Annotated in this window: 15 protein-coding genes; 11 read left to right on the forward strand and 4 right to left on the reverse strand. The window is 65.5% G+C overall.

Annotation, left to right across the window (positions count from 1 at the left end; all coding sequences use genetic code 11):
* Window positions 1-2 precede the first annotated feature (2 nt).
* The 5 genes from acnD (at window position 3) to AC0SZ7_RS31020 (ending at window position 7,069) form a co-directional block, all read left to right on the forward strand.
* Complete coding sequence (gene acnD / locus AC0SZ7_RS31000) at window positions 3-2,573, forward strand: Fe/S-dependent 2-methylisocitrate dehydratase AcnD (protein ID WP_475507897.1); 2,571 nt, start codon at window positions 3-5, stop codon at window positions 2,571-2,573.
* 11 nt (window positions 2,574-2,584) lie between these two features.
* Window positions 2,585-3,766 carry a 2-methylaconitate cis-trans isomerase PrpF gene (gene prpF / locus AC0SZ7_RS31005; RefSeq protein WP_475507898.1) on the forward strand — a complete coding sequence of 394 codons (1,182 nt, stop codon included), beginning with the start codon at window positions 2,585-2,587 and terminating at the stop codon, window positions 3,764-3,766.
* A 221-nt stretch (window positions 3,767-3,987) separates the two neighbouring features.
* Window positions 3,988-4,314 (forward strand): hypothetical protein, encoded by a 327-nt coding sequence (locus AC0SZ7_RS31010; protein ID WP_475507899.1) that lies wholly within the window; start codon window positions 3,988-3,990, stop codon window positions 4,312-4,314.
* A gap of 327 nt (window positions 4,315-4,641) precedes the next feature.
* Window positions 4,642-5,781 (forward strand): porin, encoded by a 1,140-nt coding sequence (locus AC0SZ7_RS31015; protein ID WP_475507900.1) that lies wholly within the window; start codon window positions 4,642-4,644, stop codon window positions 5,779-5,781.
* A 136-nt stretch (window positions 5,782-5,917) separates the two neighbouring features.
* Complete coding sequence (locus AC0SZ7_RS31020; RefSeq protein ID WP_475507901.1) at window positions 5,918-7,069, forward strand: epoxide hydrolase family protein; 1,152 nt, start codon at window positions 5,918-5,920, stop codon at window positions 7,067-7,069.
* 4 nt (window positions 7,070-7,073) lie between these two features.
* Here the strand turns inward: AC0SZ7_RS31020 and AC0SZ7_RS31025 are convergent, their stop codons facing one another.
* The gene (locus AC0SZ7_RS31025; RefSeq protein WP_475507902.1) at window positions 7,074-7,214 is read right to left on the reverse strand and encodes a hypothetical protein; all 141 of its coding nucleotides are present in this window, start codon (window positions 7,212-7,214) and stop codon (window positions 7,074-7,076) included.
* A gap of 364 nt (window positions 7,215-7,578) precedes the next feature.
* Here AC0SZ7_RS31025 and AC0SZ7_RS31030 point away from each other — a divergent pair, with 364 nt between their 5' ends.
* Window positions 7,579-7,938, forward strand: coding sequence for an NUDIX hydrolase (locus AC0SZ7_RS31030; protein ID WP_475507903.1), 360 nt, complete (start codon window positions 7,579-7,581; stop codon window positions 7,936-7,938).
* A 139-nt stretch (window positions 7,939-8,077) separates the two neighbouring features.
* Here the strand turns inward: AC0SZ7_RS31030 and AC0SZ7_RS31035 are convergent, their stop codons facing one another.
* Window positions 8,078-8,596 carry a DUF3833 domain-containing protein gene (locus AC0SZ7_RS31035; RefSeq protein ID WP_475507904.1) on the reverse strand — a complete coding sequence of 173 codons (519 nt, stop codon included), beginning with the start codon at window positions 8,594-8,596 and terminating at the stop codon, window positions 8,078-8,080.
* Window positions 8,597-8,680: 84 nt separating this feature from the next.
* On the opposite strand from AC0SZ7_RS31035, the gene AC0SZ7_RS31040 reads away from it, so the two are divergent.
* Genes AC0SZ7_RS31040 through AC0SZ7_RS31050 form a run of 3 tightly spaced genes read left to right on the forward strand, consistent with a single transcriptional unit; the run spans window position 8,681 to window position 9,857 of the window.
* On the forward strand, window positions 8,681-9,139 hold the full coding sequence (locus tag AC0SZ7_RS31040) for a GNAT family acetyltransferase (protein WP_475507905.1): 459 nt from the start codon (window positions 8,681-8,683) through the stop codon (window positions 9,137-9,139).
* A gap of 36 nt (window positions 9,140-9,175) precedes the next feature.
* Entirely contained in the window at window positions 9,176-9,628 is a 453-nt protein-coding gene (gene parS, locus AC0SZ7_RS31045) for a type II RES/Xre toxin-antitoxin system antitoxin (RefSeq protein WP_475507906.1), read from the forward strand.
* Window positions 9,600-9,857 carry an RES domain-containing protein gene (locus tag AC0SZ7_RS31050; protein WP_475507907.1) on the forward strand — a complete coding sequence of 86 codons (258 nt, stop codon included), beginning with the start codon at window positions 9,600-9,602 and terminating at the stop codon, window positions 9,855-9,857. Before parS ends, AC0SZ7_RS31050 begins: the two co-directional genes overlap by 29 nt.
* A gap of 11 nt (window positions 9,858-9,868) precedes the next feature.
* Here the strand turns inward: AC0SZ7_RS31050 and selD are convergent, their stop codons facing one another.
* Together selD and AC0SZ7_RS31060 are read right to left on the reverse strand one after the other, a co-directional pair.
* A complete protein-coding gene (selD, locus tag AC0SZ7_RS31055) occupies window positions 9,869-10,903 on the reverse strand; it encodes a selenide, water dikinase SelD (RefSeq protein ID WP_475507908.1) in 1,035 nt (344 codons plus the stop codon).
* 193 nt (window positions 10,904-11,096) lie between these two features.
* On the reverse strand, window positions 11,097-11,744 hold the full coding sequence (locus AC0SZ7_RS31060) for a nucleoside triphosphate hydrolase (protein WP_475507909.1): 648 nt from the start codon (window positions 11,742-11,744) through the stop codon (window positions 11,097-11,099).
* A gap of 156 nt (window positions 11,745-11,900) precedes the next feature.
* On the opposite strand from AC0SZ7_RS31060, the gene AC0SZ7_RS31065 reads away from it, so the two are divergent.
* Window positions 11,901-12,404, forward strand: a complete 504-nt coding sequence (locus tag AC0SZ7_RS31065; protein WP_475507910.1) for a sigma-70 family RNA polymerase sigma factor — start codon at window positions 11,901-11,903, stop codon at window positions 12,402-12,404.
* On the forward strand, window positions 12,401-13,351 hold the full coding sequence (locus AC0SZ7_RS31070; protein WP_475507911.1) for a FecR domain-containing protein: 951 nt from the start codon (window positions 12,401-12,403) through the stop codon (window positions 13,349-13,351). The genes AC0SZ7_RS31065 and AC0SZ7_RS31070 overlap by 4 nt, the downstream gene beginning before the upstream one ends.
* Window positions 13,352-14,021 lie beyond the last annotated feature (670 nt).

The following is a 14,021-nucleotide window of genomic DNA, read 5'->3' on the forward strand; positions in this document are numbered from 1 at the left end:
ACCTGCCAGGCACCGCCCTGGACTATTTCGACACCCGCGCCGCCATCGACGCGATCAAGCCCGGCGCCTACGCCACCCTGCCCTACGTGTCCCGCGTGCTGGCCGAAAACCTGGTGCGCCGCTGCGACCCGGCCACCCTCTCCGCCTCCCTGAGCCAACTGATCAACCGTGCGCGCGACCTCGACTTCCCCTGGTTCCCGGCCCGCGTGGTGTGCCATGACATCCTCGGCCAGACCGCGCTGGTGGACCTGGCCGGCCTGCGCGACGCCATCGCCAGCCAGGGCGGCGACCCGGCGCAGGTCAACCCGGTGGTGCCCACCCAGCTGATTGTCGACCATTCCCTGGCCGTGGAGCGCGGCGGTTCCGACCCGCAGGCGTTCGAGAAAAACCGCGCCATCGAAGACCGCCGCAACGAAGACCGTTTCCACTTCATCGACTGGACCAAAAAAGCCTTCAAGAACGTCGACGTGATCCCGCCCGGCAACGGCATCATGCATCAGATCAACCTGGAGAAAATGTCTCCGGTGATCCAGGTGCGCGACGGCGTAGCCTTCCCCGACACCTGCGTGGGCACCGACAGCCACACCCCCCACGTCGACGCCCTGGGCGTGATCGCCATCGGCGTCGGCGGCCTGGAAGCCGAAAGCGTGATGCTGGGCCGCGCCTCGTGGATGCGCCTGCCGGACATCATCGGCGTCGAGCTCACAGGCCGGTTGCAACCGGGCATCACTGCCACCGACATGGTGCTGGCCATGACCCAGTTCCTGCGCCAGCAGAAAGTGGTGGGCGCCTGGCTGGAATTCCACGGTGAAGGCGCGGCGAAGCTGACCCTGGGCGACCGCGCCACCATCTCCAACATGGCCCCGGAATACGGCGCCACCGCGGCGATGTTCTACATCGACCAGCAGACCATCGACTACCTGAAACTCACCGGCCGCGAAGACCAGCAGGTGCAGCTGGTAGAGGATTACGCCAAGCTGACCGGCCTGTGGGCCGACAGCCTGGGCAGCGCCAAATACGAGCGCAGCCTGAGCTTCGACCTGAGCACCGTGGTGCGCAACATGGCCGGCCCCAGCAACCCCCACGCGCGCCTGGCCACCAGCGACCTGGCCGCCAAGGGCATTGCCGCACCCTGGACCGAGACGCCGGGGCAGATGCCCGACGGCGCGGTGATCATCGCCGCCATCACCAGTTGCACCAACACCAGCAACCCGCGCAACGTGATCGCCGCAGGCCTGCTGGCGCGCAACGCCAACCGCCTGGGCCTGACCCGCAAGCCGTGGGTGAAGACCTCGCTGGCGCCGGGTTCGAAAACCGTCAAGTTGTACCTGGAGGAAGGCGGCCTGCTGCCGGAACTGGAACAGCTGGACTTCGGCGTGGTGGCGTTCGCCTGCACCACCTGCAACGGCATGTCCGGCGCCCTGGACCCGGCCATCCAGCAGGAGATCATCGACCGCGACCTGTACGCCACCGCCGTGCTCTCGGGCAACCGCAACTTCGACGGGCGCATCCACCCTTACGCCAAGCAGGCGTTCCTGGCCTCGCCGCCGCTGGTGGTGGCCTACGCCATCGCCGGTACAATTCGCTTCGACATCGAGAAGGACGTGCTGGGCCATGGCCCCGACGGCGCGGAAATCCGCCTCAAGGACATCTGGCCCAGCGACGCCGAAATAGACGCCCTAGTCAAATCCTCGGTGAAGCCCGAACAGTTCCGCCAGGTGTACATCCCCATGTTCGCCATCCACGAGGACACCGGGCCCAAGGTCAGCCCGCTGTACGACTGGCGCCCCATGAGCACCTACATTCGCCGCCCGCCCTACTGGGAAGGCGCCCTGGCCGGGGCCCGACCACTCAAGGGCATGCGCCCGCTGGCGGTGCTGCCGGACAACATCACCACCGACCACCTGTCGCCGTCCAACGCCATCATGCTCGACAGCGCCGCCGGCGAGTACCTGGCGAAAATGGGCCTGCCCGAAGAGGACTTCAACAGCTACGCCACCCACCGCGGCGACCACCTGACCGCCCAGCGCGCCACCTTCGCCAACCCCAAGCTGTTCAACGAAATGGTCAAGGAAAACGGCCAGGTCAGGCAGGGCTCGCTTGCCCGCGTGGAGCCCGAGGGCCAGGTGCTGCGCATGTGGGAGGCGATTGAGACGTACATGAACCGCAAGCAGCCGCTGATCATCATTGCCGGCGCCGACTACGGCCAGGGCTCCTCGCGCGACTGGGCCGCCAAGGGCGTGCGCCTGGCCGGCGTGGAAGCCATCGCCGCCGAGGGCTTCGAGCGCATCCACCGTACCAACCTGGTGGGCATGGGCGTGTTGCCGCTGGAGTTCCTGCCGGGCACCAACCGCCACACCCTGGCCATCGACGGCACCGAGACCTATGACGTGATTGGCGAGCGCACCCCGCGCGCCACCCTGACGCTGGTGATCAACCGCGCCAACGGCGAACGCCTGGAGGTGCCGGTGACGTGCCGCCTGGACACCGCCGAGGAAGTCTCCATCTACGAAGCCGGGGGCGTGCTGCAGCGCTTCGCCCATGACTTCCTCGAAGCGGCCCCTGCGGCCTGAGGAGTGATGCAATGAGCTACCCCGCACAAACCCGGATCGCCGCCACCTACATGCGTGGCGGCACCAGCAAGGGCGTGTTTTTCAAGCTCGACGACCTGCCCGAGGACGCCCGTCAGCCGGGCCCGGCCCGCGACGCGCTGCTGCTGCGCGTGATCGGCAGCCCCGACCCGTACGGCAAGCAGATCGACGGCATGGGCGGCGCCACCTCCAGCACCAGCAAGACCGTGATTCTCAGCCAGAGCACGCGGCCGGGGCATGACGTGGACTACCTGTTCGGCCAGGTGTCCATCGACAGCCCCTTCATTGACTGGAGCGGCAACTGCGGCAACCTCTCGGCGGCCGTGGGCTCGTTCGCCATCAGCAACGGCCTGGTGGCCGCCGAGCGCATCCCGCGCAATGGCGTGGCCACCGTGCGCATCTGGCAGGCCAACATCGCCAAGACCATCATCGCCCACGTGCCCATCACCGACGGCGCGGTGCAGGAAACCGGCAATTTCGAACTGGACGGCGTGACCTTCCCTGCCGCCGAGGTGCAGCTGGAGTTCATGGACCCGGCCGCCGAGGAAGAAGGCGGCGGTGGCGCCATGTTCCCCACCGGCCACGTGGTGGACGACCTTGAGGTGCCCGGCATCGGCACGTTCAAGGCGACGCTGATCAACGCCGGCATCCCCACCATTTTCCTCAACGCCGCCGACATCGGCTACACCGGCACCGAGCTGCAGGACGCCATCAACGGCGACCCGCAGGCGCTGGCGCGCTTCGAGACCATCCGCGCCCACGGTGCCCTGCGCATGGGCCTGATCTCGCACCTGGACGAAGCCGCCACGCGCCAGCACACACCGAAGGTGGCTTTCGTCGCCGGGCCTGCCGCCTACACCGCGTCCAGCGGCAAGGCGGTGCAAGCCGGTGACATCGACCTGCTGGTGCGCGCGCTGTCCATGGGCAAGCTGCACCACGCCATGATGGGCACCGCCGCCGTGGCCATCGGCACCGCCGCAGCCATTCCTGGCACCCTGGTGAACCTGGCCGCCGGCGGTGGCGCGCGCCAGAGCGTGCGCTTCGGCCACCCCTCCGGCACCCTGCGCGTGGGCGCCCAGGCCGAGCAGGTAAATGGCGAGTGGGCCGTGATCAAGGCCATCATGAGCCGCAGCGCGCGCGTGCTGATGGAAGGCTGGGTACGCGTGCCGCGCTGATGGCGCTGACGCAGCCTGGCGGCAGCTGCTACGGGCTTGTGTAGCAGCTGCCGCCAGGCTGCGTCCCGCCACACGCCGTCTTCGACCAAAGTGGGGCCCTGTCGCCAGCCTGAACAACCCGTAAATATCTCCCCGTATCGGGAATCATCGATATAATTGAACGTTGCGTGGCCCTGCCCACGCCATCCCGCGGCCGCGTCCGTGTTTCAGGATAACGTTCAATGCGCCTACCTTTACTGTCTGTGTTCACCGTTGTTTGCGTGGCCGGTTGCGCCACCCCCAATGCCCCCAACAAGACCTTCACCAGCGTCAAGTCGCCCCAGGAAGTGGGCGAATGCATTGCCCCCAAATGGCAGGCGCTGCGCCCTGACACCGAAGCGTCGGGCAACAGCCGCCATTACCGCCTGACCGTCAGCAGCAAGCTGGCCGCCGACGAAATCCTGGAAATCTACAAGACCTCCAACGGCAGCGAAGTATCGTGGTACCAACGCGAACCCCTCACGCTGGGCCGTGGCGCGCTGAACAAAGCCGTGCGCGAATGCCTGTAAGCGACGTCGCAAGCACAGCGTCGCCGTGCAAATTGGGCAAGGCCTTGACCGCCGGTCAAGGCAGCTGCCCAAGCCTGGGCTGATACGCCCCTGCCTTGCCAGCGTGCACCGATCCGCCCCGCGCAATGGTGCAAAATGGCGCGCCGGCCGGCTTGACGCCAGCGGTCGCGAACGCGCCCCCACCCTCGTCGCCCCGCCCTGCCCCAGCATTGTCAGGTGCAAAGCGCTGCCCTTGAGCAAAGCGCATGGCCTGAACCAATAAACCATTCCCACCCCGGTACAGCCTCGCCGACTCTGCAGTTCCCCGGTATTCCCAAGGAGCTGTCGATGAACAAAGGTTATGCTACCGCCGCGTCCCTGGCCGTCTTCGCCCAAGGCCTGGCCTTGGCGCCACAGGCCCAGGCAGACGGTTTTCCCGGTATTGCCATGATCGCCCCCGGCTTTGGCTACTACGCCATCGACAGCGGCTTCGACAGCAAGCTCAAGGCGTACGGCACCCTGGACGCGTTCGCCAGCTACCACGACTCCGGCCACTCCACCGGCACCCAGTCGGGCGGCGGTGGCGCCTGGACCAACAAACTTGGGGTGTACGCCCGCACTCCGGTGGCCACCGACACCGTGCTGGAAATGGACGTGGAGGAAGGCTTCAACGTCAACGGCAACACCGTGGGCCAGCACTGGAGCAGCATCGGCACCCTGCGCCTGGCCGTGGCGGCGCTGCGCAGCAAGGACTACGGCAAGCTGGAAATCGGCAAGACCTACGGCATGGGCACGCCCACCTACGCCGACCCGTTCCTGGCCAGCTACGGTTCGCCCTACACCTACCTGGCCGTGCCCGCCGCCGGCAAGGGCGCCTACTACCTGGACCTGCGCCCCAAGCACACCGTGGCCTACACCACCCCAACCTTCCATGGCTGGAGCATAGGTACCGCCGCCAGCCTGGGCCTGGACGACCACGCCAGCGCGGGCCGCACCCTGCGCGGTGGCGGCGCCAAGCTGCAGTACACCGACAAGCGCCTGATTCTGCTGGCGTCGTTCAACCGCTACCTCAGCGACCCGTGGGACGACAACGGCACCCTCAGGCAGACCGCCAACTACTACAAGAGCCTGTCGGCGTTCTACGATTTTGGCCCGTTCTCCAGCAGCCTCACCTGGCAGCGCCAGGACGTGGATGAAAGCGGCACGCCCAGTACCACGGTGGTCACCGCAGGCTTCATCAAGCCGCTGGGCAAGCGCGACCTCGGCCGCCTGGTGCTGGTCAAGCGCAGCGTGGAATTCGGCGCCAAGGACGCCTATGGCGCGATGATCGGCTGGGACCACTTCTTCACCCCGCGCTTCGCCAGCTACGTGCACGTGGGCATGATCAGTAACCAGCGCAATTCGTCGGTGACTTACGAGGGCACGCCGGTGGAGCAGGCTGGCGACGACCCGCAGAACGTGACCGTCGGGGTGTATTACCACTTCTGAGCCGGTGGTGTGGCGGGACGCGGCCTGGCGGCCGCTGCTACGGGGCGTGCGACGTTCGTCTAACCACGGAACCTGCACAAAACCGTCAGGTCATTTATCATCCGTAGGCCACCGCCGGCGTCAGGGAGTAGGACGGATGAGGATCGAGCCCTTCAACATTGCCATCGAACAGACGGCACTTGAAGATTTGCACCAGCGCCTGGGGGCTACCCGTTGGGCCGCAGGCGTTGAAGGCAATGGCTGGAGCGAGGGCACCGACAGCGCCACCCTGCACCGCCTGGTGGACTACTGGCGCGAAGGTTTCGACTGGCGCGCCCAGGAGGCGCGGCTCAACCGCCTGCCGCAGTTCATGGCGCACATGCCCGGGCAACGCATCCACTTCCTGCACCAGCGCGGCCAGGGTCCGGCGCCCATGCCCCTGGTGCTGACCCATGGCTGGCCCGGCTCGTTCGTGGAAATGGAAGCCATTCTGCCGCTGCTGGCCGACCCCGCCAGCCACGGCGGCGACGCGGCCGACGCCTTCCACGTGGTGGTGCCGTCGCTGCCCGGCTACGGGTTTTCTCCCGCCCCCACCGCGAAAGGCACTGGCCCGTTCGAAATCGCCGGCCTGTGGGCGCAATTGATGACTGCCCTGGGCTACGACACTTTCGGCGCCCAGGGCGGCGACTGGGGGGCCAGCGTGTCCACCTGGCTGGCGTACCGCTACCCGGTGCGGGTCAAGGGCCTGCACTTGAACTTCATTCCCGGCTCTTACCGCCCGCCCCTGGGCCCCGACCTGCCGCCCACCAGCGACGAGGAGCGACGCTTTCTCGACCAGCTCAGCGCCTGGGCGCAGATGCATGGCGCGTATGGGCAAATCCAGGGCACCCGCCCGCAAAGCCTGGCAGTGGGCCTGAATGACTCCCCTGCGGGCCTGGCGGCGTGGATACTGGAGAAATTCCAGGCCTGGAGCGACTGCCAGGGCGACGTGGAACGGGCCTTCGGCATGGACGCGCTGCTGACCAACATTGCCCTGTACTGGTTTACCGGCGGCATCGGCGCCACCTTCCGCCTGTACCTTGAAAGCCGGCGCAAACCGCTGCAGTTCGCCCCTGGCCAGCGTGTGCTGCCGCCCCTGGGCGTGGCGCAGTTTCCGGCAGAACTGCCGATGCCGCCGCGCAGCTGGGTGCAACGCTGCTACAACGTGCAACGTTGGACGCACATGCCCCGTGGCGGCCACTTCGCCGCCATGGAATGCCCTTACGCGCTGGCGGAGGAAATACGCGCGTTCTTCCGGCCGCTGCGCTGATGCCTCAAGGCACCAGCAGCGCCTCGTGAATCTCCACGCTGGGCACCTCACACAGGTGCCGGCGGTCCTGCAGCCAGGCCCGCATCTTGTGCACGTCGAAAATCTGCCCCTGCTCCATCAAGGTCAGCACCAGCTCATGTGACATGCGATAACGCCCGCACTCGGGGCAATGACGTTCTTCCCACGCGCCTTCGCACTGCAGATCTTCTGCGCTTCCGGCGCATATCAAGCAGCTCATGGGTACCTCCTTATTGTTGTTTTTCTACACTTTAGCGGTGAATACCTGCAATTTATGTGACAGGTGTCCACCGGCAAGTTCCTTTCCATGGCAACCGAACCGTAAAGCACCGGAACATTTGTTGTCCAGCGGTCGGAACCTGTGGCCGCCGAACGAATCAATGTCACATTGGGTTGGCATCCTTAATGCTTGGTCAAGGACATGACATTTTTGTGACGGCGTAGGTGCCCGTTGTAGAGCATCGCGCTGCAGTACCGTGGGAACCTGCACCATGAAAGAGCGCGCAACCCTGATATGCCGCCGTGAAGACCGGATTCTTTACGTGCGCAAAGCCAAGTCCCGCTGGAACCTTCCCGGCGGCAAAGTCGAAAGGAATGAAAGCCCCGCCGGTGCCGCGGTGCGTGAGCTGATGGAGGAAACCGGCCTGCAGGTGCTGGACCTTACGTACCTGGGTGCTTATGAAAGCGACGATACCCTGCACCACCTGTTCGAGGCGCGCATCGCCGAAAGCGCCGAAGCCACCCCGCAAAACGAAATCGCCGAATGCTGCTGGCAAAGCCGCCAGCAGTTGAGCGACCTGCGCCTTACCCCCAACGCCCTGGCCATCGTCAAGACCCTGCGCGCCGCCTAGGCTCTGTACGAAATGCATCCCAGCTCGCCCATGCTGCGTTGAAAACAGGCTCGGAATGCTCATTTACAACCCGTAAACTCCGCTTCCTCACCTGTTTTCGCCTTGCCTGGCCTTCGCTGGAATACATTTCATACAGACCCTAGGGCTTGCGGAAGAACAGCGACACCTGGCCCAGCTCGATACCCAGCTTGCTCATGCTGGAGCGGTTGGCCAGGGTGTGCTCGTCCAGCAGGTACATCCAGTCATCGAAGTGCACCTGCCAGGTCTTGCCATCCACCACCAGGTTCAGGTCGTACTGCCAGTGCAGGGTATTGCCCGCCACCTCGCCCGTGGCCTCGCCGACCACATCCCCGGCGGTCCCGCGCCAACGCCCGGGGCCATCGGGGCGCAGGGTCCATTCGCGCACCTGGTGGGTGCCATCGCTGTAGGTGAACGCCTCGTGCAATATCAGCGCCTCGCCCTGCACGCGGCCATCGACCACCACATGCATGCGCTTGGCCACCTCGCCGGAGCGTTTCTGGAAAATGCCCCAGGCCTCGGTGCGGCCGGCAAAGAAGGTTTTCAGGTCCAGGCTCGGCGCCTGGTCGCGGTAGGTCTGCACATCTACACCGGTGCAACTGGCCAGCGCCAGGCAGCACAGCAACAGCAGGGTTTTCATGGCGGCGGTGCTCGGCAATATTTCCCTTGAGCGTAGCTGGCGGCGCATTAGAATCCATGCTTTCGCCCACTCCAAGGACCGGCCATGGCCCACATCGTTACCTACGACAACACCCTGCACCGTGACGCAGTGATTGCACTGTGGCGCGACGTGTTCGCCTACCCCACCGCCCATAACCAACCCGAGCTCGCGCTGGAACGCAAGCTGGCAGTGGATGACCTGCTGTTCGTGGCATTGCAGGATGAGCAGGTGGTGGGCACCACCATGGCCGGCTATGACGGCCATCGCGGCTGGCTGTACTCGGTGGCCGTGCATCCCGCCTGGCAGCAGCACGGCATCGGCGCCGCGCTGGTGCGCCATGCCGAAACCGCCCTGGGCGCGTTGGGCTGCGTGAAGATCAACCTGCAAATCACGGCCGGCAATGACGTGGTGGCCGGCTTCTACGAGCGTTTGGGTTATGTGGTGGAGCCGCGTACCAGCATGGGCAAGGTACTGCCACTCACAGCGGGGCTGGCACCTGCGGGTGAAAGCGCACAGACTTGATTTGACTGATTAATTTCATCAAATGAAGGATCTACCATGCTATCGCGTAGCAAGGGTAGCCCGCGCGAGCAGGTTACCGAGCAATTCTGGGCCTTCTGCAATGCTCGCGCCTCGCTGCTGGACGCCCAGCGCCTGGTACAGATCAAGCAAGGCTTTGCCGCCGAGTTTTCCCAGGCTATCCGCGTGACCTTCGACCTTGCGGAACGCCAGCTGGAAATACTGATGAACGCCTCGATATCGACCCTGGAGCGCCGCCGCCGCGAGCACAAGCCCCTGGACCCAGTGGCCTCTGAACGGCTGGACCGCATTGCTGCGGTCTCGCAGCTGGCCCAGGAAGTATTAGAAGCCCGGGCAGCTGCCGCGCAATGGATGGCCACCCCCAACAAGGCCCTCGGCAATGAAGCCCCGGTGATGCTGTGCGAAACCGAGATCGGTGCGCGCCAGGTGCTGCGCGTGCTGCATGCCCTGGAATGGGGGGGCGTGGCCTGATGCGCGGCTGGCGCATCGCCAAGGCTCGCCGCGCAACGGACTGTCCGGCCAAGGTGCAGCCATTGCCGGTGGCCGCTCGAACGACCAGGACCTGCCGGCCGTGTACATGGGCCTTACACCCGGTATCTGCTGCCTGGAAACCTTCGTGCACGCCAGCGGCGAACCGGCCATGCCCATGAAGATCACCTGCTTCGAACTGCCGGACGACCCGCGGGTGTTCGAGCGCTAGCCCCCTGAAGCTCAGACGATCTCCACTGCGTGCGATTGCTGCGCCACCAGCTCGCCAATCGGCGCCAACTGCAAGCCCAGTTCCGCCGCCTGCGCCACGAACGCCTCCTGCCCCTCGGGCGCCACCGCCACCAGCAGGCCACCGCTTGTTTGCGGGTCGCACAGCAGCAGTTTGTGCATGGCCGTCATGCGCCCGATGCGCTCGCCGTAGCTGTCGAAATTGCGCAGGGTGCCACCGGGCACGCAGCCCTTCTCCAGGTAATATTCGATGTTGGCCAGCACCGGCACCCGCGCAGCGTGCAGGCGCGCGGTCAGGCGGCTGCCGTCGGCCATTTCCACCAGGTGCCCGAGCAGACCAAAGCCGGTCACGTCAGTCATCGCCGTAACACCGGGCAGGCGCGCGAAGCGGCTGCCGGCGTTGTTCAAGGTGCACATCAGGTCGCGGGCCACGCCAATGTCGGCGTTGCGCAACAGGCCCTTTTTCTCGGCAGTGGTCAGCACGCCAATGCCAAGGGGCTTGGTCAGGTACAGCTGGCTGCCGAGCGTGGCGGTGTCGTTGCGTTTCATCAGGCGTTTGTCCACCAGCCCCGTCACTGCCAAGCCGAAAATTGGCTCCGGGGCGTCGATGGAATGGCCGCCCGCCAATGGTATGCCCGCGGCGTCGCACACCGCGCGGCCGCCGCGAATAACCTCGCGGGCCACCTCGGCGGGCAGCACGTTCACCGGCCAGCCGAGAATGGCGATGGCCATGATCGGGTCGCCGCCCATGGCGTAGATGTCGCTGATGGCGTTGGTGGCGGCGATGCGCCCGAAGTCGAAGGGGTCGTCGACAATCGGCATGAAGAAATCGGTGGTGGACACCACCCCACGTTCGCCGTCGATGCCATACACCGCCGCGTCATCGCGCGAGGCGTTGCCTACCCACAGGTTGGGGTCCAGGTTCTGCGCGCCACTGCCGGCCAGAATCACCTCCAGCACCTTGGGCGAAATCTTGCAGCCGCAGCCGGCGCCATGGCTGTACTGGGTGAGGCGGATGGGGTCGCTCATGTCAGAGCCCTGGCAGGTCAATCCATCCAGTCTATCAGAGCCTCCGAACGGCGCTGCACCCACCGGTTTGGTCATTATTTCATCACATCGACTCCACCCCCGTTTTTACGAGGGATCGACGTTTTATCCACAGAGATACTCACGATTTCCGGGGACAACTTTTCTGCCCCAACTGGATGTGCAGCCAGTGGTATCAGGCGTCGCAGGCAGCCACGCTGAAATGCGCGGGCACCGAGTGCGTGAGCACCGTGCGGCCGTTGGGCAAGTCGTTGTTTTCAACCTTGGCCAGCACCTCGACGGAGGGCAGGCCCAGCCCTTGCCAGCGTGCGATCAGGCGCTGGCGCAGCAGGGCCTCCGGCACCCGTAGCATCACCGTCACGTCGAAAAAGCTGGCCAGTCCAGCCCAGGGTGCAAGGTCGAGCAGCAGGTAGTTGCCCTCGACGATGAGGATGCTCACCTCCCGCGGGATCAACCGCGCACCCGCGCGGGCAATCTCCAGGGTGCGGTCGAACACCGGCACGGCAATCTCCAACTCTTCGTTGCGGCGCAGGCGTTCAAGGATGTGGCCCAGCCCCGCCACGTCAAAGGTCTCGGGCGCGCCTTTGCGTGCACGCAAGCCGCGGGCGTCCAGCACCTGATCGTCGAAGTGGTAGCCGTCCATGGGCAGCACCGCGGCACTTTGGCCGGCGGACTGGTTCAGCAACCTGGCCAGGTGCTCGGCACACGTCGACTTGCCCGAGCCTGGGGCACCGGCCAGGGCAACCAGAAGGCGCCCCTGGCTGGCACGCGCGGCCAGTTCGTCGGCCAGTTCGGGCAAGGTGGTGTGGCGTTCGTTGTTCACGGTGGTACTCCCTGTTGGCGTGCTGGATCAGTATGCACAGCTTTCCCCAGGCATCCGAGCGGCTCGCGTGTATCTGCCAATTGCACAGGACACCTACAGAACCCTACAATACGAACAGTTATTATTTTCTTTTATGTTCAGCGTGGGAGTCTTGCGGTGCATCGGTCCAACGACCCCGCCTCGTCTATCGTCGGCACCCTGTATATCGACCATCAGCGTTGGCTGACCGACTGGTTGCGCCGGCGCCTGGGCTGCCCGCACAGCGCGGCCGACCTGGCGCAGGACACCTTCGTGCGGCTGTTGAGCAACCGCGAGACGCCGTCGCTCAACGAACCCAGGGCGTTCCTCACCACCATCGCCAAGCGCGTGCTGTTCAACCACTACCGCCGCCAGGACATCGAGCGCGCCTACTACCAGGCCCTGCAACAGCTGCCCGAGCAGGAGGTGCCGTCGGAAGAATACCGGGCCATCATCCTCGAAACCCTGCTGGAACTGGACCGCCTGCTGGACGGCTTGCCGGCGCAGGCCAAACGCGCGTTCCTGCTGGCCCAGGTAGATGGCCTGACTTACAACGAGATCGGCCGGCAGCTGGGCATTTCCCTGGCCACGGTGAAACGCCACCTGCAAAAAGCGGCGCTGCGCTGCTACTTCGCCCTGTGAACAGCGCCCCGAACATCCCCAGCCGGGTCGCCGAACAGGCCGTGCAATGGCTGATCGAGCGCCAGGAAGCGGCGCCTAGCGCCGCCCGTGAGCATGCCTGGCAGCAATGGCTGGCAGCAGATGCCGACCACCTTCGCGCCTGGGAGCACATTCAGCGGGTAAACCAGCGCCTGAACGGCGTGGCCTCACCGTTGCTGCACGCCGCCCTGGGCGCCCCGCAACTGGCCAGCCGCCGCCGCGCCCTGAAGCTGGCGCTGCTGCTGGGCGTTGGCGCCACGGCAGCCTTCACCCTGCGCCAACAGGACCTGATGCCGCCCCTGCTGGCCGATTACCGCAGCCCGGTGGGCCAACGCCGCTCGCAGACCTTCAGCGATGGCAGCCAACTGCACCTCAACACCGCCAGCGCAGTGGACGTCAGCTTCAGCGCCAGCCTGCGGCAAGTGCGCCTGCTGGAGGGCGAAATACTGCTGGGCAGCACGGCGGCGCCACAACCACTGCAGGTGCTCACCGCCCAAGGCACCCTCGCCGCCCAGGCAGCCCGCTTCAATGTCCGCCAACTGCCCGGGCGCACGCGCCTGGCGGTGCTGGACGGCAAGGTGGAACTGCGCCCGAACGCCCTGCGCGGTTACCCGCTGGTGCTTGAGGCTGGCCACCAGGTGGAGTTCGACCAACAAACCTGGCGCGCCCCCGCCCTGCTGGACCCGGGCGCGGGCGCCTGGGTGGAGGGGATGCTGGTGGTGGCGCATATGCGCTTGGGCGATTTTCTTGAGGAGCTGGGGCGCTACCGGCGGGGGGAGTTGCGCTGTGCGGCCAGTGTGGCCGATTTGCGGATTTCGGGGAGTTATCCGTTGGGGGATACCGAGCGGGTTCTTGATTTGTTGGGGGTGGCGCTACCTGTGAAAGTGCGAAGGTTCACGCGATATTGGGTGAGTGTGGAAGCCGCCTGAGCGGCAAGCCTTTGATCTGCTTTTGATTTTGATCTGGCCTGTGATCTTGATCTGGCTTGTGATCTTGGCCCCGTTAAGCGCTAGGGCCGACTGGAGGCGTTGACCAGGCGGCAGCCCGCAGGGCCCTTCGGCGTAGCCGAAGGAAACGGCAGCCCGCCCGCTTTGTTAGCGGGGGCCGTTTTGCCGCCTGGGCGACGCCGGAGGGAGGGGACCCGTAGCAAAGCGGAGGGCCCAAGCTGGGGCGAGCCCTTTTTGGTGACTTTTTGGCTGGGCCGGCACACCGGGCGACTGCCAAAAAGTTACTCGCCGTAAGGGCGAAACGGTCGGTGGTCTCCCCGCGAAAATGGATATGTCCAAAACTGTCAGAAGCAGGATCCGGCTATCGTGAACATATCCATTTTCGATGGGCGATGCACAATCACCTTTTCGGCCTTACGCCGACTCACTTTTTTTCAGACGCCAAAAAAAGTAAGCAAAAAACGCTTGCCCCTGCTTGGGCCCTACGCTGCGCTACGGGTCCCCTCCTTCCGGCGTCGCTCAACGGGCAGACGGCACCCGCTATAGAAGCCTGCGGGTTACCGTCTCTTCGGCCTGCGGCCTCGGCCCTTCGGGCAGCCCGTTGATCGACGCCTCCAGTCGGCCCGGGCGCTTTACGGGGCATACAATCAAG

Source organism: Pseudomonas sp. JC1203, from assembly GCF_056175065.1.

Bases quoted from the DNA above. Each gene is read 5' to 3' on its own strand.
- prpF (WP_475507898.1), top strand. From the start codon at position 2,585: ATGAGCTACCCCGCACAAACCCGGATCGCCGCCACCTACATGCGTGGC.
- AC0SZ7_RS31010 (WP_475507899.1), top strand. From the start codon at position 3,988: ATGCGCCTACCTTTACTGTCTGTGTTCACCGTTGTTTGCGTGGCCGGT.
- AC0SZ7_RS31015 (WP_475507900.1), top strand. From the start codon at position 4,642: ATGAACAAAGGTTATGCTACCGCCGCGTCCCTGGCCGTCTTCGCCCAA.
- AC0SZ7_RS31020 (WP_475507901.1), top strand. From the start codon at position 5,918: ATGAGGATCGAGCCCTTCAACATTGCCATCGAACAGACGGCACTTGAA.
- AC0SZ7_RS31025 (WP_475507902.1), bottom strand. From the start codon at position 7,214: ATGTCACATGAGCTGGTGCTGACCTTGATGGAGCAGGGGCAGATTTTC.
- AC0SZ7_RS31030 (WP_475507903.1), top strand. From the start codon at position 7,579: ATGAAAGAGCGCGCAACCCTGATATGCCGCCGTGAAGACCGGATTCTT.
- AC0SZ7_RS31035 (WP_475507904.1), bottom strand. From the start codon at position 8,596: ATGAAAACCCTGCTGTTGCTGTGCTGCCTGGCGCTGGCCAGTTGCACC.
- AC0SZ7_RS31040 (WP_475507905.1), top strand. From the start codon at position 8,681: ATGGCCCACATCGTTACCTACGACAACACCCTGCACCGTGACGCAGTG.
- parS (WP_475507906.1), top strand. From the start codon at position 9,176: ATGCTATCGCGTAGCAAGGGTAGCCCGCGCGAGCAGGTTACCGAGCAA.
- AC0SZ7_RS31050 (WP_475507907.1), top strand. From the start codon at position 9,600: ATGCCCTGGAATGGGGGGGCGTGGCCTGATGCGCGGCTGGCGCATCGC.
- selD (WP_475507908.1), bottom strand. From the start codon at position 10,903: ATGAGCGACCCCATCCGCCTCACCCAGTACAGCCATGGCGCCGGCTGC.